General features: G+C 48.4%; 19 protein-coding genes. 5 read left to right on the top strand and 14 right to left on the bottom strand.

Translation table 11 applies throughout. The annotated features are described in order from the left end of the window. Positions 1–20 precede the first annotated feature (20 nt). From HMPREF1705_RS05085 to HMPREF1705_RS05070, 4 genes are all read right to left on the bottom strand, one after another. The gene (locus HMPREF1705_RS05085) at positions 21–764 is read right to left on the bottom strand and encodes a 2Fe-2S iron-sulfur cluster-binding protein (RefSeq protein ID WP_009201953.1); all 744 of its coding nucleotides are present in this window, start codon (positions 762–764) and stop codon (positions 21–23) included. After that, positions 751–2,619, bottom strand: coding sequence for an NADH-ubiquinone oxidoreductase-F iron-sulfur binding region domain-containing protein (locus HMPREF1705_RS05080; RefSeq protein ID WP_040348696.1), 1,869 nt, complete (start codon positions 2,617–2,619; stop codon positions 751–753). The genes HMPREF1705_RS05085 and HMPREF1705_RS05080 overlap by 14 nt, the downstream gene beginning before the upstream one ends. Then, positions 2,594–3,085, bottom strand: a complete 492-nt coding sequence (gene nuoE / locus HMPREF1705_RS05075) for an NADH-quinone oxidoreductase subunit NuoE (RefSeq protein ID WP_009201955.1) — start codon at positions 3,083–3,085, stop codon at positions 2,594–2,596. The genes HMPREF1705_RS05080 and nuoE overlap by 26 nt, the downstream gene beginning before the upstream one ends. 134 nt (positions 3,086–3,219) lie before the next feature. Further along, positions 3,220–4,122 carry a DMT family transporter gene (locus tag HMPREF1705_RS05070; protein ID WP_057940721.1) on the bottom strand — a complete coding sequence of 301 codons (903 nt, stop codon included), beginning with the start codon at positions 4,120–4,122 and terminating at the stop codon, positions 3,220–3,222. A 136-nt stretch (positions 4,123–4,258) separates the two neighbouring features. Between HMPREF1705_RS05070 and polX the strand changes: the two genes are divergently transcribed. Together polX and HMPREF1705_RS05060 are read left to right on the top strand one after the other, a co-directional pair. After that, positions 4,259–6,025, top strand: coding sequence for a DNA polymerase/3'-5' exonuclease PolX (polX, locus tag HMPREF1705_RS05065; RefSeq protein ID WP_111089566.1), 1,767 nt, complete (start codon positions 4,259–4,261; stop codon positions 6,023–6,025). Further along, positions 6,015–7,721: a sensor domain-containing protein gene (locus HMPREF1705_RS05060; protein ID WP_009201961.1), complete on the top strand. Its 1,707-nt coding sequence runs from the start codon at positions 6,015–6,017 to the stop codon at positions 7,719–7,721. The genes polX and HMPREF1705_RS05060 overlap by 11 nt, the downstream gene beginning before the upstream one ends. A 47-nt stretch (positions 7,722–7,768) precedes the next feature. Here the strand turns inward: HMPREF1705_RS05060 and HMPREF1705_RS05055 are convergent, their stop codons facing one another. The 6 genes from HMPREF1705_RS05055 to HMPREF1705_RS05030 form a co-directional block, all read right to left on the bottom strand. Continuing rightward, on the bottom strand, positions 7,769–7,990 hold the full coding sequence (locus tag HMPREF1705_RS05055; RefSeq protein ID WP_009201962.1) for a trimethylamine--corrinoid methyltransferase: 222 nt from the start codon (positions 7,988–7,990) through the stop codon (positions 7,769–7,771). Between the two features lie 255 nt (positions 7,991–8,245). Then, positions 8,246–8,605, bottom strand: coding sequence for a carboxymuconolactone decarboxylase family protein (locus tag HMPREF1705_RS05050; RefSeq protein ID WP_009201963.1), 360 nt, complete (start codon positions 8,603–8,605; stop codon positions 8,246–8,248). Between the two features lie 93 nt (positions 8,606–8,698). Next, positions 8,699–9,979: a CCA tRNA nucleotidyltransferase gene (locus HMPREF1705_RS05045; RefSeq protein WP_009201964.1), complete on the bottom strand. Its 1,281-nt coding sequence runs from the start codon at positions 9,977–9,979 to the stop codon at positions 8,699–8,701. A gap of 57 nt (positions 9,980–10,036) precedes the next feature. Then, positions 10,037–10,210, bottom strand: a complete 174-nt coding sequence (locus HMPREF1705_RS05040) for a DUF362 domain-containing protein (RefSeq protein WP_009201965.1) — start codon at positions 10,208–10,210, stop codon at positions 10,037–10,039. A gap of 57 nt (positions 10,211–10,267) precedes the next feature. Beyond that, positions 10,268–11,281, bottom strand: a complete 1,014-nt coding sequence (locus HMPREF1705_RS05035) for an NAD(P)H-dependent glycerol-3-phosphate dehydrogenase (RefSeq protein WP_057940720.1) — start codon at positions 11,279–11,281, stop codon at positions 10,268–10,270. A gap of 8 nt (positions 11,282–11,289) precedes the next feature. Next, the gene (locus HMPREF1705_RS05030; protein WP_040348704.1) at positions 11,290–11,565 is read right to left on the bottom strand and encodes an acylphosphatase; all 276 of its coding nucleotides are present in this window, start codon (positions 11,563–11,565) and stop codon (positions 11,290–11,292) included. 182 nt (positions 11,566–11,747) lie between these two features. Between HMPREF1705_RS05030 and proC the strand changes: the two genes are divergently transcribed. After that, a complete protein-coding gene (gene proC / locus HMPREF1705_RS05025) occupies positions 11,748–12,575 on the top strand; it encodes a pyrroline-5-carboxylate reductase (protein WP_040348859.1) in 828 nt (275 codons plus the stop codon). Here proC and HMPREF1705_RS05020 read toward each other — a convergent pair. The 4 genes from HMPREF1705_RS05020 to HMPREF1705_RS05005 all read right to left on the bottom strand — a co-directional run bounded on the left by HMPREF1705_RS05020 (position 12,572) and on the right by HMPREF1705_RS05005 (position 19,442). Then, on the bottom strand, positions 12,572–14,026 hold the full coding sequence (locus tag HMPREF1705_RS05020; RefSeq protein ID WP_040348707.1) for a sodium:solute symporter family protein: 1,455 nt from the start codon (positions 14,024–14,026) through the stop codon (positions 12,572–12,574). The genes proC and HMPREF1705_RS05020 overlap by 4 nt on opposite strands. Continuing rightward, the gene (locus HMPREF1705_RS10940; protein ID WP_040348709.1) at positions 14,023–14,211 is read right to left on the bottom strand and encodes a hypothetical protein; all 189 of its coding nucleotides are present in this window, start codon (positions 14,209–14,211) and stop codon (positions 14,023–14,025) included. Before HMPREF1705_RS10940 ends, HMPREF1705_RS05020 begins: the two co-directional genes overlap by 4 nt. Positions 14,212–14,237: 26 nt before the next feature. Continuing rightward, entirely contained in the window at positions 14,238–14,747 is a 510-nt protein-coding gene (locus HMPREF1705_RS05010; RefSeq protein ID WP_057940719.1) for a transcription repressor NadR, read from the bottom strand. A 150-nt stretch (positions 14,748–14,897) separates the two neighbouring features. Further along, a complete protein-coding gene (locus HMPREF1705_RS05005; protein ID WP_057940718.1) occupies positions 14,898–19,442 on the bottom strand; it encodes an acyl-CoA dehydratase activase-related protein in 4,545 nt (1,514 codons plus the stop codon). 141 nt (positions 19,443–19,583) lie between these two features. On the opposite strand from HMPREF1705_RS05005, the gene HMPREF1705_RS05000 reads away from it, so the two are divergent. Continuing rightward, positions 19,584–20,735 (top strand): oxidoreductase, encoded by a 1,152-nt coding sequence (locus HMPREF1705_RS05000; protein ID WP_071804885.1) that lies wholly within the window; start codon positions 19,584–19,586, stop codon positions 20,733–20,735. Between the two features lie 21 nt (positions 20,736–20,756). Further along, the gene (locus HMPREF1705_RS04995; RefSeq protein WP_009201973.1) at positions 20,757–22,415 is read left to right on the top strand and encodes an ABC transporter substrate-binding protein; all 1,659 of its coding nucleotides are present in this window, start codon (positions 20,757–20,759) and stop codon (positions 22,413–22,415) included. Positions 22,416–22,424 lie beyond the last annotated feature (9 nt).

The following is a 22,424-nucleotide window of genomic DNA, read 5'->3' as shown; positions in this document are numbered from 1 at the left end:
TACTATTTAAATTCCGAATATCAAAAGATCCTGAACTTAGACGCATATTCACGCTTTCTGCACCTTGGGCAGAGCTTGGCATCGGGATCCTCTATTCCCGTAAACCTCAATGCTTCTTCGGTGGTGTAGACCTCACCGCAATCCGGACATCGGATCAAAGCAAATTCGCGGTCCCATATCGTCCTTTTGTCGCTCTCATCGACGCACTCTATGTAGCCGGTAGGGCACACCTCGGCACAGCCCCCACACCCTATGCAACTTTTTGGCGGTTCCATAAAGGGCGTAACAATTTTTTTATTAAATCCCCTCCACGCCGGTCCTATGGCGCTGGGTCCCAGCGTTTCGCAGGCCCTTACACATCTGTCGCACCTTATGCAATTGTCCGGATCAAACAAGAAGCGAGGGTCCTCTTTTACGCTGTATTCTTCCGCTAACGCCTTTAACTTTTCCGATTCAGGCGCTCGAGAGAGCAAAAGCCCTATAACGAACCTACGCGCCTTCACCACTTCATCGCTTTTCGTTCGCACCTCAATCGGGGCTCGTATAGGATACATGCAGGATATGGCAAGCTCGCCCCCTTTGCCCGGTCTGAATATCTCGACCATGCAGAGCCTGCAATTGCCGTCGGGCTGCAATGCAGGATGATAACAAAGCGTAGGGATCTCTATGCCCACCATCCCTGCAGCCTCCAATATGGTAGTCCCCGAAGGAACCGATAAAGCCTTCCCGTCTATGTTTAAGTCCACGAAATTATGCAATTTCACCCCTCCTCGAGGAGGTAATCGAGTTGGTAGGACAGATGTCCATACACTGTCCGCAACCGACGCATTTCAACGCATCGACAACGTGAGGTTTGCGAACTTCGCCCGAAATAGCCTTTGCAGGACACACCTTGGCGCACTGCCCGCAACCGATGCAGCTGCCCTGGTTTATGTTTGCCACGAAAAGCCCCTGACACACCCCTGCACGACAATAACCGTCGACATGTTCCTCATATTCTTCATGAAAGTACTTTAAAGTGGATAACACCGGATTAGCCGCCGTCTTTCCCAATCCGCATAGTGCAGTCTTGCTCAATTCCTTAGCCATATCCTCCAAAAGCGCCACATCCTTTAAACTGCCCTTTCCTTCGCTCAAATCGCGCAGCAACTTTTGCAACACCTTGAGCCCCTCGCGGCATGGAGTGCATTTGCCACAGGACTCCTCGACGAGAAAATCTATGAAATACTTTGCGACGTCGACCATGCACGACCTCTCGTCCATTACGATCATACCACCAGAACCCATCATAGATCCTGACTTGACCAAGGTATCGAAGTCCACAGGCAGATCAAGTAAAGATGCGGGTATGCAACCTCCCGAAGGACCTCCCGTCTGAACTGCCTTGAAAGCCTTATCCTTCAAAGTTCCGCCGCCTATGTCGTATATTATTTTACGTAGCGTAACTCCCATCGGAACCTCTACAAGCCCAGTGTTTTTAACTTTGCCCACCAAGGCGAAGATCTTTGTGCCGTGATTTCTATCCGTACCCAATGTTTTGTACCACTCGACGCCCTTCATCAAAATGATGGGCACGTTAGCCCAAGTTTCGACGTTATTGAGCACCGTTGGCTTATCCCAGAGGCCCTGTTCGGTAGCATGAATGTACTTGACCCTGGGAACGCCGGGAAAGCCTTCTATCGATCGCATCAGAGCCGATGATTCGCCGCACACGAAAGCTCCGCCGCCCTTGCATATCTGTATGTCAAAATCAAAAGCCGAACCCAGTATGTTTTTGCCCAACAAACCCCATTCTCGCGCCTTCTCTATAGCTATCTCCAGCCTTCTAACCGCAAGAGGATATTCATTTCTCACGTAAATATAACCTTCCCGTGCCCCAACGGCATAAGCCCCGATTATCATCCCTTCAATGACGCTGTGGGGGTCTCCTTCCATCAAGCTTCTATCCATGAAAGCACCCGGGTCGCCTTCATCACCGTTAGCTATCACGTATTTTGGGAAATCTTCCGCATCCCTACAAGACTTCCATTTGTACCCTGTCCTGAAACCTCCTCCTCCGCGTCCTCGCAGGTAGGAATCAGTAACTTGCCTTATAATCTCGTCGGGGCCAAGTTCTAAAGCCAGCGCCAATCCTTCGTAGCCATCCGTAGCTATATAATCTTCTATTGATGTGGGATCTATATGCCCCGACCTCCTGAGAACCAGCCTGTGCTGATTGGCGTAAAAGGGAATTTCGTGGTCCTTTTTAAATGTCTTCTTTGTTACCGGGTCACGGTAAAGCAGGCGCTCTACAACTTCGCCCCCCAGAATCGTCCTCTGCACAATTTCATCAACATCCTTCGGCTTTACGTTTTGATAAAATATCTCGCCGGGAGAAACGATCACTATAGGTCCTCTCTCACAAAAACCGTGGCAACCTGTAAATTTCGCCGTAGCCTCGACTTCGCCCACTCTCTGCAAAGCCTCCTCGAAGGCTTTCAAGACCTCCATACTGCCGTTTGATACACATCCTGTCCCGCAGCAAACCCGCACCATTGGGGTATCGCAAACTTTTGCTCTGGCTTCTTTTAAGTTTTGCCTATAAATGCGAAGGTCATCTGGTCTTAGAAAGGATTGCATCTTCTTTTTCCGCCTCCAATATCCTGCTTACGTCATCCACAGTAAGCTTGCCGTAAACCTTATCGCCAACCATCATAACGGGAGCCATGGCACAACATCCGAGGCAATTCACCGTTTCCAAGGTAAAAATTCCGTCCTCGGTGGTCTCCCCGGCGGCAATACCCAACTTTTCGCCAATAGCACTTAATACCTGTTTTCCGCCTCGCAGATGACAAGCCGTCCCCTGACAGACCTTTATTGTCTTTTCACCTTTGGGGACCAGGCTCAAAACCTTGTAAAAAGTGGCAACAGCGAAGACTCTGCTTTCCGGAATATCGAAATATCTGGCAATTGAACGCATTGCTTCGGTTGGCACGTAACGAAATCTTTCTTGGACATCGAGAAGCAGCTGTAACAAGAAACGCGGATTTTTTTCATAACGATAGAGCAAATCCTCTATCGCTTCCTTTGACGTAGCACTTAGCATTAAAATTCCCCCTTATTTGCTCCAATCCCCCGATAACAATCCCCTTATTTGCATATATGATATCACTTCGATACTAAAAAGTGAAGAGATCGTCTTAAAAACCGATATGTTGTCACTATATTAGTGTATTTGAACTAAGACTCCTGCTTTCCTCTGTTTTCTCCTAAAGCAGCCAGAACAATTCCTGCCAATACCAGCGATCCGCCGAATATCGTAATGGGCATTATCGCCTCGCCCAACGCAAAGTAGGCCAAAATAGGGCTTACCACGGGCTCTCCCAACAGGGCGATTGCCACAAAACCTGCTGAAAAATATTTGAGGGACCAGTTGTAACTGCTGTGTCCGATGATCTGAGGAAAGAGCGCTAATCCCCAGAAACATAGCCACGTTCTTTTGGGATAACCGAAGAGAGGATAGCCAAGGCATATGATTAGGGCGAACAAGATCACCGCTGCAGTGGAATAACAAATTGTTATATATGAAAGCAGAGACAGCTTTTGCCTCAGCCTGCGACCGAACAGAAGATAAAAGGCAGCGCACCAACTTCCGGCTATGGCAAGAAAGTCCCCGTAAAGGGCTTTCCCCCCGAGAGCAAAATCACCTGCGCTTATCACAGCGCTCCCTATCACGCTGAAAGCCACTCCCAGCAAGGACATCCCTCTTAGTCTGTCACTGCTCATGAAGGGCGTAAGCAGGGCAACCCAAATGGGGTTTGTATTGACCAGCACTACGCTACTTGCTACTGTAGTATAATCGAGCGAAGATATCCAAAAAGCAAAATGCAGGCTTAAAAAAGCACCTGAAGCAACTGCAACTTTTAGATCCTTTAACGTCAACGATTTTATCTCTTCCTTGGCGTAATGGTAGGTAAAGGGAAAGAGGAGAAGGCTGGCAAGCCCCACGCGATAGGCGGATATTACTAAAGCCGGCGCTTCCGCAAGACGGATGATTGTTGCTCCCGTCGATACGGCTATGACTCCCACTCCCAAGACCAGAAATGGCATAAATAATGGCAACGTACCTTTTTTATCTTTCATCGAAGCTCGGCCTCTAATTTAATAATTTGATAAATCTTACGGGTGCAGTCGATGCATGGAAATCTTTTGCATTTATAATATTACTAACTTTTCTATCGGACAACGAAACATGTTGTTAAAACAGGAGGTAAATAGGATGGAAGGGAATATCGACTCAAATGCCGTCGCGGAGATCTTTGAGCGTATAGCCCTCCTCTTGGAGATAAAGGGAGAGGATAGGTTCAAAATTAATGCATATAGACGCGTTGCCGAAAGTTTGAGAAACGAAAGTAGAGACATATATGCACTCTACAGAGAGGGAAAGTTAAAGGAAATTCCCGGGGTCGGAAAGGCCATAGAACAGAAAATCTGCGAACTTCTGGAAAGCGGGAAGTTGGAATTTTACGAAAAATTGACGGAGGAAGTCCCCGATAAGCTGCTTTCCCTCTATGAAATACCGGAGATGGGTCCAAAGAGAATAAAAGCGGTTTGGGAAATGCTCGGCATCGAAACGCCGGAGGAACTTGAAAGAGCGGCACGAGAGGGAAAACTCAAGGATTTGCCGGGTTTTGGACCGAAGGTCGAGCGAAAAATACTCGAAGGCATTAAGGCCTTTAAAGAAAAGCGTCTAAGCTCGAGATTTCCCCTGGGCGAGGCGTGGAAGTATTTACAGGTCATTTTAGATCACATGAAAAACTGCGAGGGCATAATCGCCATCTGCCCCGCCGGCTCATTGAGACGCATGAAAGAAACCGTGGGAGATTTGGACATTCTCGTCGCAGCCGAAGCCGAGGCATCGGAAAAAATTACGAATACTTTTACAAATCTAGGCATCATGGACGAGGTCATCTTATCGGGTCCGACGAAGACCAGCGTGAGGCTAAAAGGAGGGTTGCAGGCCGATTTGCGCATAGTTGAACCCGCAAGATGGGGAACGGCGCTGCAATACTTTACGGGAAGCCAGCAGCACAATATCTTATTGAGAGAGGCGGCCTTGAAAAAGAACTTGAGCTTGAGCGAATATGCGTTGACGGATACAATAAGCGGCGTAGAAATACTTTGCCCAAAAGAGGAAGACGTATACGGAAGGCTTGGGATGTCATGGATACCGCCTGAACTGAGAGAGGGAACCGCGGAAATCAAGCTTGCCCTGGAAAAGAAACTCCCAAAATTGATAGAGACAGAGGATATAAAGGGCGACCTTCAAATACACTCCAATTGGAGCGACGGAAAGAGGCCCTTAAAAGAGATGGTAGAGAAAGCCTGCGAGCTTGGCCGAAGCTATATCCTGATAACCGATCATTCTCAGGGTTTGGGCGTAGCTAAGGGGCTTACTCCCGACAGACTTATGCAACAGTGGCGCGAAATAGACGAGCTGAACGAAATGCTCGCAGGTAAAATAGTGATACTTAAAGGAACGGAGGTAGAGGTAAAAGCTGACGGTTCTTTAGACTATGACGATGAGCTTTTAAAGAGCTTCGATGTGGTAGTAGCTGCCGTCCACTCAAATTTGAGACAGGATAGAGCTCAACTGACCGAGCGATATATAAGGGCGATCTCTCATCCCCTCGTTCACATCCTGGCTCACCCAACGGGCAGGCTTTTCGGATCAAGGGAGGAAGCGGAGGCGGATTGGGAGGAGATTTTCCAGACTGCCGCATCGACGGGAACTCTTCTTGAGATAAATGCCCACCCAAGCAGGCTCGATCTGTCGGAAAAAAGGATAAGGCAGGCTTTCAATCTGGGCTGTAAATTTGTGATAAGCACTGATGCCCACGATATATACGAGCAGGAATACATGTTCTTCGGGGTGGCCCAGGCAAGGCGGGCATGGCTAACCGTCGAAGACGTTGCAAATGCACAATCCTTGGATGCCTTTTTGGGGCTGATTAAAAAACGAAGCGGGGTTCATCATGAGCGATAAACTGAACAGTATAAATTCCGATTTCCACTTTCCCATGCTCGAGTTGATTGTTAATAACATCAAGGAGGGGGTCGTCGTCACCGATACGGGCGGGACTATCCTTTGGGTAAATCCGGCATTTACGACAATTACCGGGTATTCCGCCGAAGAGGCCATCGGACAAAATCCTAGAATTTTAAAATCTGACTATCACGACCATTCATTCTACAAAAACCTCTGGGACTCAATTTTGACGGATGGTTTCTGGGAACAGGAAATTTGGAACAGGCGCAAGTCCGGTGAAGTTTACCCGGAATTGCTTTCCATATATGCCTTAAAGGATCATCGTAACATAACCAGATATTTCGTAAGCATTTTCACCGATCTGACCGACGTGAAGGCAAAAGACCGGCAACTTCACAATTACCTTTACGTGGACCCTCTTACGGGCCTTTATAACAGGAATTATTTTTTGAAGGACCTGAAATCGAAGGTAGGCGATGCCCTTAATTCGACGAAACAAGTCGGTATTTTTTTAATGGATTTAGACCGTTTCAAATTAATAAACAGCACCTTTGGCTATCTTTACGGAGATCACATTCTGCAGCTTGTTTCGGAACGTATATCATCGAACAAAAAGCATAGAAATGACACGTTATACCGCTTGGGAGAAGACGAGTTTGCCCTCATAGCAACTTTAGAAGACCCCCTTGAAGCCAGGCGAATAGGTAGGGATCTTATCAAGGTCATGCAGGACTATTTCGCCAGCGATAAAGGCCCCATATACGTTCGATTGAGCATGGGAATAGTCATTGCGCCCGTTGACGGGACGAAAGAATCTGAACTAATGAGAAAAGCTGAAATCGCGTTGAATAAGGCGAAATCCAGGGGAGGCAATAGTTTCGCATTTTACGATAATTATTTTGAAAAACAATACAGAAGTAGACTTAGCCTCGAAAATGCCCTTTTATCCGCCCTCGAGAGAAAAGAATTTAGAATGGCCTTTCAACCACAGATAGATGTTTCGACGGGCAGGGTCTTCGGTGCCGAAGCCCTGTTGAGGTGGAGACATAACGGTGAGGACATTTCTCCCGCATTATTTTTGCCCGTAGCGGAGGAAATAAGCATTGCGCCAGATATAGGATTTTGGGTTTTAAAGGAATGTTGCCAAAGGATGTCAGAATGGACAAACCAAGGCATTGAGCTCGAAAAGCTTTCGATCAACGTATCGGCCTCGCAGTGCCACGACGAGACCTTCCTCGAAAGGGTATTTAAGATAATTTCCGATGCTGACGTAAATCCCGAGAGGATAATGTTGGAGATAACGGAAAGCGTGCTCATGGAGGACAGGAACAAGATAAAAGAGCTGTTCAAAAGGTTGAAAACCTTGGGAATCGGGGTTGCCATTGACGACTTCGGCACCGGCTATTCCTCCCTTTCCTATTTAAAAGATTTTCCGGTAGATATATTAAAAATCGACAAATCCTTCATCGATAACGTCGAAACCGACGAAAGGGACAGGGTTATCGTGAGGGGAATAGCAAAGGTCGGCGAAGTTATGGGCATGGAAGTAATAGCCGAGGGAGTGGAAAGGAAGGAACAGCTCGAAATATTAAGGAACTTAGGCATAAGATACGTTCAGGGTTACCTATACAGCCCTCCTCTGGAAAAGGATGAACTTATCGCCTTTTGCACGTCAGGCAAAGTAAAGCTTTAAAAGCGAAGATGAATCGCTTTCTTTCTTCAAATGCCCGGCAGCTGCACTCAACTTCGATCGCAGAACTTGAATCTCAGCCTCCCTGCTCCGTCGGAAGCAAATAAGTAGTCGCCTTCCCGCGTTGGGGAGACCTCTTTTAAATGTTCTAATACCTCTTTATGGATCCAACAGGTTATGTCATCCTCTCCCTCTACGACGAAGGGTATGAAATTTTCTCTATCCGCTTCATCGGGGCTGCCTATGAGGCCCGCCGGGCCTACATAAGCCATTCATCAGCCGGCTATATTGGTACGCATGGCGATCATGAAATGACCGCCCCGTTCTTTGACCATCTCCAGCCAATACTTCGAACTTATCCTGACTTTTTGCCTTTCTTGCAAAAATCTCCCTCCTGTCTTCTAGGCTTGCCTTGTCAACTTCTGTAACCCCTATAAAAGATCGCCCTTCCCGATAGACTGGCAGCGAAGGGCGATCCAAAAACTGCTTGAAGATATGTTTTACGGCATCAAAGAAGCCTGAATTAGTTAAGACTTCTTCCCGAAATCGCCGGCGAACTCCTTGATAGCTTCGTTTACCAAGGTGACGCTATGGCCTACAGCAGGACCGCCTCCAAACTGCGAGGCAACCAGAGCAGCTTCCATGACTTCGTCGCCAGTAGCGCCAGCCTTAAGGGCATTATAGACGTGGGTGACAATGCAATATTTACAATTGGTGTATACTGCCACGGCAACGCATATCAGCTCTTTGGCCTTGAGATCCAAAGACCTTGGCGCCATCAGCTTACCCGTGAACTCTATAAAGGCCTCCACTTCCGGGCGTTCACGGCCGATTTCTTTCACACCGCTTTCAAGCTCTTTCATGATTTCTCTGGGGTTCCAAGCCATCGCAACTCACCTCGCTTGTATATTGTTTACTGGTAACGAACCAATTATATTTTATCAAATATACTCGAAAATGTCTTACAGCTTCTCTTTAATTTAACTTTCATTTAATTTCTTTAGGTAATCAATGGCATCTTCCCGGCTTCTAATATCGCCCTTTGCCATCATCTCGTATATTTCAAATATGACACGCCCCACTTCAGGGCCTTCTTCGATTTTTAGTATATCCATGACATCTCTGCCAGATATCAACTTCTCATCTTCAGAAAGTTTAAAAAGACACGACAGGGCAATCTGTCGATTCTCTATCCATTTGGAATAATCTCTGTTGCTTGAACTTATATCTATATATGAAAGGAGGAAAAGTCCATCCAACCAGGCTTTGCCGTACTCAAGATAAAGACGGGGAATGCGCTTTGGAGCTGTCGAGACCAAAGGGACCATATGCCATCTCACCAAGGACGAAACGTTTTTCACGAAATAGGACGGCCATGCCCACTGACCCATTATATCCCTGGCCAAAGTTCCCCCTTCCTTCTCGTGACCTATGAATCGCAGCCTTTCTTCTTCCTCTTTCATCGTGTAAGGTTTTGCTATGTCATGAAACAAAGCTGCCGCCCGCACATCACACCTTTTCGTGATCTTTTCGGCATATCTCAAACAGAGCCTGGTGTGTTCATAGACATCGCCTTCGGGATGAAATTGGGGATCCTGAGGAACCCCACGAAGTGCATAGACACAAGGAAGGGTTGAGGCCAGAAATCCGGTATCTTCCAAAAGCTTTAAGAACGTAAATGGGCTTCCTCTTAAGGCTTTGTAGATTTCTTTGCCTATTCGCTCAAGGGGAACGTCCTTAAAGAGCGATAAACTCTCCCTTACGGCATTCATAGAGGAGTGGGAAACTTCGAACTCCCTCAAAGTTGAGGCGAATCTGAACAACCTTATGCAACGGACGGGGTCTTCTTCAATTCGCTCTCTCGGAGAGCCGGTAAAGCGAAGAACCTTATTTACAAGGTCTTCCATACCGCCAAAGGGGTCATAGAGATCTCCAAACCTATCTAGGGCCATGGCATTTATGGTGAAATCCCTTCGCGATAGGTCTTCTGACAGTACTTCACCTTGCAAAGGCGTTATCTCGACAGTCCACCCATCCTGAGGGATGACGAAGGTACAGAGAGGATCACCGCCCACCTTTTTGGCCTCAGGAAAGAGGCTCGCTATATCCATGGGCTTTGCCGATGTCGCAATATCGACGTCGCCAAAGGGAGATCCCATAGCCAAATCCCTTACAGTTCCTCCTACTATGTAGGCCTCAAAACCGCCTTTCTCGAAAAGGCGCAAAATATCGCACGATTTTGCCAGTTTATCTTTCGACATTTGTTTAACAAAAGGGGCCTAGTCGCCTAGGCCCCAAAACATTAGAACTCAACGATGCTACTGGGATATTGCCGATACCGGGCAGGTGGACACGCAGGCTCCACACTCTATGCAGGTATCGGGGTCCACTTTAGCTTTCCCGTCCTCAATGCTGATCGCCTCGGCCGGGCAAACGCCAACACATGCTTCACATCCTATACAGGTATCCCTATCAACTACCGCTTTTGCCATGAAAATCCCTCCTATTTTTTGTTGAAGTTTCTTCAAAAGCTACAATCATGTCAAATTTTACATCCACTGCATAGCCGGGGGCAACTCGGGCTTTGGATCCCTCAACAGAAGGTTGCTCAATGCCTCATTGGGCGAAAGGCCCTCGTACAATATGGCGTACACCTCTTCGACGATAGGAAGTTCCACTCCCACCTGTTGTGCCATTTTCTTCAAAGCTTTAACGGTATAGATTCCCTCTGCGACTTGACCTAGTTCATCCGACGCTTCTTTCATGGATTTTCCCATGCCGATGGCAAAACCCAGGCGCATATTCCTCGAGTGGCCGCTGAAACAAGTAACGATCAAGTCTCCCACGCCTGCAAGGCCGGAAAGCGTCAGGGGATTAGCTCCCAACTTCGCTCCAAGCCGCATTATTTCGGCCAGCCCTCTGCTTACAAGAGCTGCCAAAGCATTATCTCCCAATTTCATGGCTTTTGCAATCCCGGCAGCGATGGCTATGACGTTTTTGACCGCCCCGCCGATCTCCACCCCGATGACATCGTTTGAAGTATAAACCCTGAAGGTGGGACGAGAAAAGACGTTTTGCCACATCTCAGCAGCCTCGACCTTCAAGGAAGCGACCACCACTGCCGTGGGAAAACCCCGGATTACCTCTTCGGCGTGGCTGGGGCCGGACAACACGGAATAGGAAACATCGCCCAAGACATTTTTTACTATTTCGCTGACGGTGAACGCCGAATCTATTTCTATGCCCTTGGCAACGTTGCATATTTCATGCCTTTGGGGTGCCATATTCCCAGAAAGTTCCGTCAAAAATCCTCTTACGGCCTGAGTTGGGAGCGCCAAAACCCATTTCGGCGACTCAACTGCCTCGTCGATTTTGGAAGTAGCCATTACATTTGAAGAGATTCTGTATCCTCTAAGATAATTCGGATTTTCGCCCAACAAATTTATAGCCCGGGCCTGATCGGACCTCCTGCACCATAGGACAACCCGATGTCCCAATTCCCCAAGCAAATTTGCCAAAGCCGTACCCCAACTGCCGGCGCCAAAGACCGTGATCTCTTCCATTTAATCGATCAACCTCTTATCTGAAAATATTTCCACTCCGGATCGGGGTCTTCGTAGACCATGATCGCATCTTTTACAATAGCGTGAGGGGGTCCTTTTCTGCACCAATTGATCATCTTCTCCACGCTCTCCGGCTCTCCCTGGATCACGACCTCAACCCTTCCATCGTCCAGATTTCTTATAAAACCGGAAATCATTAGTTCTTTCGCTTTAGCGGCTGCATAATACCTGAAGGCCACCCCCTGCACCCTTCCCGTAAGCCAAAGATGCGCCCTCACGAGCACGAAGGTCCCTCCTTTCCTCGACACTCTCTGTTATCTTACCATAGACGGACAGCGACTCAACTGGCAAAAGGTAGGTGCGCAAAGGAGATTTAGCTGTTATAATGGCGAGAAAAATTCTTGATCGGGCTAATATAGACAATAATCCCTTTCAAGATATACACAGACAGGAGGATAGGATCGCGATGGAAAGGGAAAAAGTGGCCATTATAGGCGCAGGAGTCATTGGTGGGGCTATAGCCTGCGCCATAAGCGATGATTTTCAGGTTACTGCCACTAGGCGCAAAATCGAGAGGTTGTCCCCTCTAGCCGAAAGGGGCATCAACATAACTTCCGACAACGATAAGGCGGTATCGGAAGCAGAGGTCATCGTCATATCCGTAAAGCCCTATCAGGTGATACCTCTCTTGAAAAATCTCTCTCACGGCCTCAAGGATAAGCTGGTGATCTCCTTCGCGGCATCCATAAACCTTGACTTGATACAACGTGTAATTCCCGACTCTCGAGTGGTCAGAGCTATGACCAATATTGCCGTTCAGGTAAAGGAAGGATATACCGTATATTCTTGTGGGAAAAACGTAACCGACTCAGACAAGAACGTCATCACAAAAATCTTCGGGGACATGGGTGAATACGAAGAAGTGGACGAGCAGCACCTCGACGTTTTGACGGCTATGGCAGGCTCAAGCCCGGCCTATCTTTACACAGTAGTAGAAGCCATGATATACGGGGCACTTCAAGTGGGATTGCCAAGAGATCTCGCCCTCAGAGCTGCGGCATGGTCCGTCATAGGAGCTTCTCACCTGCTCTTGAGCTCCGGGAAACACCCTGCCGAGTTGAGAGATATGGTGGTGACGCCCGGGGGCGTCACCATAGATGCCATTTATGCACTTGAGGACGGCAAGGTGAGGACTGCCTTCATGAAGGCCATACGCGATGCTTCTCTTAAAGCACAGCGCCTTGCCCGAGACGCTTGCGACGAAGCGGAAAGGCAGTTGGGAAGAGAGAATTAAAAGCCAAACTTGGCCGTTAAATCTTCCTTAAGTTCCCTTAAAAAAGACTCTGCCCCCTTTGGGGGTTGGGTCTTTTTGCTAATAAGGACGAATGCGACGGAGGATGTCAGCAGCCCCCAAATGGCAGGCCACTGCCCCAAGGGTTTTAGGTTGGCGACCGTCAAAAAGCCTACAGTAATCCCGCCAACCAATATACTGGCCACCGCTCCCTTAGCGCTGGACTTTTTCCAAAAGAAGGCTCCAATGATCGAGGGCAATTGCACGAGCAACCCCCCCGAAGCAAGCGAGGACAGTACGACGATCAAGTCGAGCTTAAGCTGAGAAAATAAAAGGCATGCGGCTATTAGGCATACTATGATGATTTTGGAAATGGCTAGCTCTCTTTCTTCAGAAAGGCCCGGGTTATAGGCCTTGAGCAAATCCCTTCCGAACATGTTGCTCAAGGTAAGGACGATGGAATTCATCGTCGATACCGCCGCAGCCAATATGCTCACAAATACCACCACCGAAATGGCCGGCGGAACTTCTTTCAACAACATGGGCATTGCATTATCGGGAAGATCAAGGCCCGGCACCATCAACGCGGCCATCAACCCCAATATGCAGCAAATCACGGTGTAAAAGAAACCGAAATAGGAAAAACCCACTATCATCCTTCTTATGCTGATGCAATCCTTTGGAATGAAAAGGCGTTGTACCACCTGTGGGTTGGTGATTGCAAAAAAAGCCCAGGGTAATGTCAATCCCACAAAAAAGGAGGGCGACCAGTTAAGGCGAAGCAAATCACTTCTTTCGGCGACGAGGACCCTGTGAAAACCGCCACCACCCAACTTCAAGGCCAGATAACCTACAAGCATGAGGCTGGCTACGAACATGATAACCGCCTGGAGAGCATCGGTGCGGGCCACCGAACGGAGACCTGCCCACCAACAAAAAACAAAGGTGACAATGGCAGCAATGACGGTACCAGTCGTATAACTTAAAGAGCCGTCTGATAAAGTTTCGACGAGATAGCCTGCTCCAATTAACTGCACAGAGGCGTAAGGTATCAACATAACTATACACAACAAAGAATTCAGCGCACCTACGCTTTTATTTTCGTATCTGAAACTCAACAGCTCCGACGGGCTTATAAGATCGTATTTCCTCCCTGCAATCCAATATCTTGGCGCAAAGAGGACGAGTAGAATAACCGTACCCATGAGGTAGGTAAGCTCAAACCCAAGGGCTGCTACGCCATAACGATATGTCAACCCCACAAGCCCCACCATCATGAAGGCGCTGTATGTAGTGGCACTATAGGTCATTGCGGAAACAAAGCCGTTTATCCTTCGACTGCCCAAAAAGTAATCCGCCAAATCGATTTTTCCCCTCTGGCGCGAAGAGTAGGATATATAGGAGCCGATGACGAACCATAAACCAACGCTTGCCATTAAAAGGGAGGCTGTCATGAGGTCTTCTCCTTTTTTCTGCCCCAATTTCTGGTATAGGCGGTCCCAGCTACAATCATGAAGAGGGTGGTCAATATCCAAAACAGAAAGGACCCGCTTTCTCTCAGAAAACAATAGGGAACAATCAAGTTGCAAAGGGCAAGGCCCAAAGCCAGAACAATCAAATATCTTTCTTTCTCGACCAAAGATGATCACACTCCCTCAAGTTTGATTAACCCAAAAATAGAAAGCCCAGCTTCTTCAGGGCCTCTTCTACCCTTTTCATGGTCTCCTCGTCATCGGCTTCGACAGTATGCAAGTGAAAGCCCCTTGCAAGGGAAAGCAGCGGTTCCTGGCCTGAACTTTCGAGCATATTTACGAAACGGGTTACCTCGTTACGCGAAGCCACTCCTATGCTTCCCCTTATCTCGCCATATAGAGGATGATCGACCATAACGTCGAGCACTCTCCCTCCGGCTTCGACGATGGCCAGAAGTTCATCGAATATCTCCTCCTTGCTGTGCCTAACGGCTATAATCCTCCGTAATTTTTTTATCCTGTCTAGATAGTATCCGGAAGGAGTGGATATGATCTCCAGGCCTTGGGTTCGTAAGATCGCTATATCCTGAACTATGGCCTGACGGCTGACCCCAAAAAGATCAGCAAGATAGGAGCCGCTTACGGGCGAGGAGGCGTTTTTCATAATTTCTTCGATTTTCTCAAGCCTTTCTGCGCGATTCATGACCTATTCCTCCCGCAATATGCTATAGCTGATACTAGCAGATAATAGCATAAGTAGTCAACAAAAATCCCGGCTCGGAACAAATCGTGGAAAATTCCACTCATCGCTCCGAGCCGGGCAAAGGTCTGACAAAAGCTCGTTATTTCAGTGCTAAGACCTTTCTTGAATCACGAGATTACCCTTTACGGCAGGGCTCGTTCTTTTGCTTTTAAAACCCACGGAACCGTTCATCCTGGCCTTAAGACGGCACTGCTCTCTGAAGGCGGCTATTTCCGCCTCCAGGTTGGTGTTGGCCGAGTCTCCGAAAAAGGCATGGACCACGGGCACGATCAAACCGTGGTTGTCTTTGGTCTCTTCCTTCAACATGGCATCCATCTTGGCCATGGCGACGCCTTCTTGCATGCAGGTAAAGGGACCCACATGGAATATCCCGCAGACCTTCTGCCCGTTGCCTGGTAATTCCCCTCGCAAAAACTTCAAAAAGATGCCTATTACCAAAGGAGATTCACCGGTGATATCTCCGTGGTATCTCCTGCTTTTTTGGAGGTCTTCTATTATGACTCTGGGTTTAGGCAGGACCTCCCTTTCCTTGGCGGTCTCCCCGAAGATCCGCTTGAATCGCCAATCGGCGTATTCCATGTAAAATTGAGCAAACTTATAAGGAAATTTAGGATTGTCCCTGATCGTCAGATAGTTGATATATTCTAGCCACTCCGTGATGCTCCCCCTGACCACTTCCAAACCCTCTTCCTCCAGCCTCTTTATCACGTATTCCGTGTAGGGATCGTGTTGCCGCGTGTAAATTTCTCCCACATAAAGGATGAGAGGCAAGGAATGATGTTTGGCCTTTGGGGCCTCTTTCATAAAAAGGACCATGGTCTCATTCGTCCACCGCTTCAGCGTTGCATAAGAAGCGCTATTTTCAACTAACAAATGTTCCAGCAGATCCAATCTCTGCTTGCACAGCTCGTCGAAGGCCTTTTTGTCGTCGCTGTAGGGGCGGAACTTGCGGATAAGATCATCCACCATATCCGCCATTTTAATGGCCCTAAATACGTTTATAAGGGCATTGGCCTTTCCCAATGTTCCGCCGAATTGCTCGGGGGCCTCTATCTCTATGTAGCTGCTGTCCGTGGAGGGGCTCACTATGGGGACAGAGTCAAGTCCTTCCTGTTTCAAAAATATCTTTAATACCTCTCCGTATTTGCCGAACCTGCATGGACCCGACGTGGTCGGTAAAAATATAACGATGTTGTCTCTGACCCACTCCTTTCCCCTTTCTCGGGCAAGCTCCTCTATGGAAGCCATCACGTCACCAACTACCCCGCGAAGGGGGAAACACGTCTCCGTCGTTATGAACCTGCTTGCGGCGTCCTTGGATGCGCTGGTGGCCGTGGGCATGGCCATGGCATTGACGCCGTAATGTCGCAAGACGGCAGCTCCAAAACGACTGGCCTCACCCATGTAAGGTATTAACCATACGCGGGACCCTAAGCTCACCTTTTCCTTTTCCCCGTCATGAGGAAAAAGTACAAAGTCGGACAGAGGCAAGTCCGTCTTGGGCTTTGCCCTTTGGACGACGCGCTCATGAGCTTCGGCCCTCGTGACGAAGGGGGCGTTATTTGTCTGGGCATCGGTAACAAGATGAAGAAAGGGTTTTTCCGCCCTCCTGAAGATCTCGCTCTCATGATAAAACTTCATGGAATCGGGACCGCAGGCGAAGTTCATCTGCCTGATCGGGAAAAGCCTGGGATGTCTTGCCGTATATATGGCAGCCTGAAGTATGTGGGCATTTTGATACCAATATTCGTTGTAGCATAGCTCATCGATGGGGATATCGTGATAGTATTTCTCGAGAAAACTTTGGGGAATATACCTCATGCCCCGCTGCTTCGAGAACATCGACCCCGAGTTTGACGAGGCCTGGGGATCCAAAATCACGTAATCCCTTCCCAATCCCACATAGCCCACTTCGCCTGACCTTTCCAGCTCCTCCAAGAATTCGTCGCCGTGTTTATAAACTGCTTCTTTGAAAGCCTTGAGCTTCTCTTTTGCATAGGACATGGCCTCCAAAATTCTTTCAACGCTGAAATCGTAACCGAGCCTGCGAAATTCTTCGTGTAAATATTTGGCTGATCTTTCGTCGTCCCCAAGGTAGAGCACGCTTAAAAATTCCCTTTCGGGCTCTATTCCCAATATATCCTGCAGCAGATAACCCTCAGCTTCGGTATAGATGCAAAACTTGCGATGGGGCTTCTCGGGCCTGGTTTCCTCTATGAAACAAGGGTTGAAAAGATGCTTGATCCTTCTGTCGTGATAAAGTAGCGCAGCATGTCCTATTACAAGCTTCATGGCAATGCAAAACTCTGTGGGAGCGATGTTTATGCCTACTTGGGCTATCTCGTCATCCGATTTCGGTGTGAACACGGGTAGAAATCCCAGCTTTTTAAAGAGAGCTGACGACCATATGCCCAAATCGCCCAGGGTGACGCCGCTTCTGTGTATTCCAATCGTGGGCAAATCCAATCCATCGAGCTCATCCAGGTCTTCATACAAAATGCCGTCGAAGTGTTCATCCAATAACTTATGATAGATTTCGACGTAATCCTTTCTGCTTTGACCCGCCCCCTCGCTGTTTCCCCTGGGACAGAATCCTCCTGTTATAACCTCTTCTCCTCCTATGGAAAATATCTTCAACTTACAGTTTCTCATTCCGCAGGACAAAGGCCCAAAGTGGTCGCTGCACAGGACATCCCGTTTCTCGAATTTTATGTCAACCACTTCGAAACCCCTGAAGGCGGATCGCACTTCCTTTCCTTCGGTTTGCAGCTGCAATATCCTGTTGCGCAAAAATAGTCCTGCTCCCCAAGCGCCGAAAAGCTCTCTATGGGGATATGCATATATCTCCTTGCCCGTGACCTGGGCCATTGCAGCCAGAAAGGCCAACCCCAAAGCGGGACCGCCCTGGCATGAGCATTTGCTTTTTACGTGCTGCGGCCCTCCCACGAACTTGTTGAAATAACTAGCAGCCGTAGCCCTTATGATCGCCGCTGCAATCTGTTCCTTTGAGAAGCCCTCTGCTATGAGCCTGTTTTCTTCCATCTCCATAAAGACGCCGCAAGTTGAATCTATCAGAGGAACTGTATCGGCCTTGAGCGCCGCCTCCTGGAGGCTGGATTTAACGTCGAGGTCCAAAAGCTGTGCCATATTCTCAAGGGTCTGACCCGCTCCTGCCTGACAGGAATAGTTCATGCGAGCTTCCTCAATCTCATCTGTGGGCACACTGCCTTTTACCTTAAAGGTCGTAAACTTCATGTCCTGGCCGCCTATTTCGAAAATGGTATCTATGGCCGGATCGTGATGTTTAATGCCAACGGCATGGCAGGTGATTTCATCTACGGCACCGTCAAGGACTATAAAGCCCTCGGATTCAAGGACCCTTTTCTTCGATTGGCTAACGAGGATGCGCTCATAAAGCTTTCTGGCCGAACCGGTAGTGCATATACCCCGGACGTTGTAGTTTTCGGCCTTACCCGAGAGATATCTGAAGACTTCCTTCAAGGCTCCCTCGGGGTCGCCATGAGTACTTATGTATATCTTATCGAGGAGGTCTCCCGTCGATACGTCCACCACAGCTGCCTTGGTCGTAGTAGAACCACCGTCAACGCCAATAACTACATCCCTGATATCGCCATCGTCTACTTCCTTTACCTCTCCATCGTATACGTGCACTTTATCCAAGAATGTATATAGAGGAGGTGCGGAGGGACGTTTATCCCTAACGAAAGAAGTAATTTCGCCTACCTTTGAAAAATCCATAACGTGACGATTGCCCTTTTCTATCGCCTCATAGGCTGCTCCTATTGCAGCGACGGCCCTAAAATGCCGGGGGCGTTTCAAAACCACGCCCAAAAGTTCCTGAAGGCGCTTTAGAAGATAATCGCTTGCAAAAACACCTCCCGTGGCAACGGAACAAAGTGAGGTATCGAGATCTCTTGCACCAACTACATCGTTTTTGTAATTTCGAGCAACTGTAGCAAACAGGCGCGATACCAGATATGCACGATCTGCTCCCTCGTTCTGTTCGTGTATCAAATCCGACTGAATCACTACCCCACAGCGAGCATTAAAACCTTGCACGGACTCATGTCGGGCCAGGTCCTTCTCGGCTTGCTCGTAAAGGCTCTCCATGAGTTTGGATTTCTCATCGGCAGCATTAGAATTGAACAGCAATTCATCTTCTTTGAGATAAAGACGCCTCAGCTGCTTTTCTATAAGCATGCCCGACCCTCCGCCGCATTTGCTGTTAGCGGACCATTCGAGCAGATTGACCTCTTTCTCCAGATGGCCCAATCGGAAGAAGTAGGAATCCTTTGCGCCGATGTGAAAGACATAAACCGCATCGGGACATAAAAGGGATACCCCTTTTGGAATTGTTACGCTTTCGTAGTCGAAGAGCAATTTGGGAAAGACGTCTTTAATGTATTGAGCACCAATGCCCGTAAAAGCAGTTGAGACAATCTCTCCGTCTTTTGAGTTTGCCGACAGGTACGCCCATACATCGGGAAGTTTATTCAAAGGGGCCCCAAAATGGGACAGGCTCGGAGAGACGTAAAAGATTTTGCCCGATTCATCCAAAAGGACGCTATGAATAGTAGATGAACCTATATCTATGCCCGCGAAGAAACGTTTCATATTTATCTCCTCTTTTGCTATGCTAATATAATAATAGTCCCATATTTTCAGTCATTTTCAATTACATATTCTACATCAAGCCCCATGGAAATGACATATAATCTAAATATCAGGGCGACCACACAAAGGGAGGGATCATTTATGTCATTTGCCGATAGCATCATGAAACCTGCCACGCTAGGACGGATTGGCGTAAAAAATAGAATTATTCGATCGGCCACTTATATGGCAGGAGCAGACGAAAAAACGGGAAATCCAACTCCCAAATTAATCGAAAAATACAAGGAGTTGGCCAAGGGTGGCGTAGGACTCATTATAACAGGTCATACGTACGTTAACTCCAACGGCAAGGCCTCCCCCCGCCAGCTATCCATATCTTCCGACGATAACATCTCCGGGCTCGCCAATCTCGTCAGCGAAGCTCATGGGACAGGATGCCCCATGATAGTTCAGATCTCACATGCCGGTGCCTTTAGCATTACAGCAGAAGACGGGGTTACCCTTGCTCCCTCGGATGTCAAAAACCCAATGACGGGCCGTCCCTGCAAAGGGATGACCATATCCGAGATTCATTCGCTCATAACGGATTTCGCAAAGGCAGCCCAAAGAGCGAAGGTTTCTAATGCCGATGGGGTACAGCTTCACCTCGCTCACGGATTTCTTCTGACTCAATTTCTTTCCCCCATCTTCAACAAAAGGAAGGACGCATACGGAGGAGAGGATATCCTAAAAAGGGCGCGAATAGTTTTTGAGATCCTTGAGGAAATCAGATATCGCACCGGAGAAGATTTTCCTCTCTGGGTCAAGATATCGGTCACAGAGGGAGCTAACGAGGGTTACTCCAGCCTTGAGGGGATAAGGCTTGCCCAGGAGCTGGCCAGGGTAAAAGTCGACGCCATTGAAGTTTCGGGCGGAACCTTCTACGGAGACAAAAACCTTTCGCCATCCCGTGCGGGCATAATAGCCGGTAAAAATGAGGGCTATTTTGCAGAAGAAGCCAGCGCTATAAGGGAGCGGGTGGGCAAGACCACCCAGGTAATATTGGTCGGCGGATTGAGATCCCAGGAAAGGATGGTAAATCTTTTCGATAGAGGTACGGCAGAGGCCTTCTCCCTGTCGAGGCCCCTCATAGCGGAACCGGACCTGGTTAATCGATGGGCCTCGGGAGACGGAGAGCCGGCCGAATGCATTTCTTGCAACGCCTGCTCCAGGACCGCCAAAGCCGGTATCGTTTATTGTCCCGTAATGCGCGACGCTGCTGAGGGCATCTGGGCACCGCCGCCGGAGTGTTAGGCTAATCAAAAGGATACGTCCGTGAGAGACAGTAAAGCCCTTTATAAATCTAAAGTCTTTGCCTTCGTCGCCTTTACGACCCTTCTTTTTGCCTTTGCACCCCATACAGGAGCGGCAGCGCCCTTCGACGAATACGATCTGCTAACCGACCTGCCAACCATTGAAGATCTTTATTGCGTCATCATAAAGGACAACGACGCCCAGCTTTTGGCGCTGGAAGGCGGCAAGGTAGATATGCTGGGGGATATCGCTCGTATTTCGGATATAAGAAGACTTAGCGATAACGAAGAGATAGACCTCTACCTAGCCGAGGGATTTCATGCTTTCTTTCTGGGGCTTAATTTAAGAAAGCCCCCATGGGACAGGGTGGAGCTGAGACGGTCGATATGGGAGGTCCTGAATAGAAAGCAAATTGTGAGAGATGTTTTTGGAGGTTATGCCCTGCCTCTTTTTTCCTTTTTGCCTCCCGCTTCTTCCTACCAGGCAGAATCACCTCTAGGGGAGTCAAATCTCGAAAAGGCAAGGGAGAGGCTTGAGAAGTCCGGCTGGCGCTGGAGCAAAAAGGGGGTCTTGATATATCCGGGACAGACCAAAGCTATTCCCAGGATGAAACTCATGACACCCACAGCCCAGGTGGCACCCACTACAGCGGAGATAGCGGAGAGGATCTGCGAATCGATGAGAGGCCTTGGCATTCCCATCGAGACGGAGCCTATGGATTTTTCCATGATGGTTTCCCGCCTCGATAGAAGGGATTTCGATGCCTACGTCATTGCCTGGGGGCTGTCTCGAGACCCTGACAGCTTATACGCATTCTATCACTCCTCAATGGATATAGAGGGTGGCTATAACATTAGCGGCATAAAGATGCCTGATTTGGATGAGGCGCTGGAAGCTCTTAAATCCGCAAAGGATGAAAATGAGGCGCGCGCAGCTGCCAGGGAAGCGCAAAAGCTCCTTTATGAGTACGTCCCTCAGGTGCCGATATACTCCAGATACTACGTCACGGCACTGCAAAGTAATTGGGAAAACGCCGTAACCTCTAAATACACGACTCCCGATAACGTCTATTCATTTTTGTCCCTAAAACACAGAGAAGGCAGAAAAAACTTCTATTGGTGCCTGCCCGAAGAGCCCCGCAATCTGAACCCTCTGTCTGCGGGCAGTGCCTACGATTGGCAAGTGCTTTCATTGATATACGAATCACTACTGGGCACCGATCCCTTCACACTGGAAGACATTCCATGGCTTGCAAAAAGCTGGAGGATAGAGACCACCGACGATGGCAGAGAAAGGACGCGCCTTTTCTTTGTCGTCAGGGAAGATATTAAATGGCATGACGGCAAACCCTTTACCGCCGAAGACGTAAAAGCTACCATAGCCTTCATGCGTAGACACTCCATCCCCAGGTACTACGATAATATCAAAGACATAGAAGACATAAAGACACAGGGAAACCTCGTCGTCATAACATTTTCACAAAGAAGCTTTTGGTATTTACATCAAATCGGGGGATTGCCCATACTGCCCGCCCACGTGCTTTGTAACACAGAGGATTGGAGGTCCCTTTCTCCGGATAAGTTGATCGGCACAGGTCCCTTCCAATTTGCAAGTTATAAACCCGGAGAGTATGTAAAACTTCTTAAAAACAATAATTACTGGAGGAGAGCTGTTCGTTGAAAAGCGGTA

The sequence above is a fragment of the Acetomicrobium hydrogeniformans ATCC BAA-1850 genome, assembly GCF_000160455.2.
In the GTDB taxonomy this organism is placed as follows: domain Bacteria; phylum Synergistota; class Synergistia; order Synergistales; family Acetomicrobiaceae; genus Acetomicrobium; species Acetomicrobium thermoterrenum.
The sequence above is the reverse complement of the archived record's forward strand: the minus strand, read 5'-3'. Positions and strand labels throughout refer to the sequence as shown.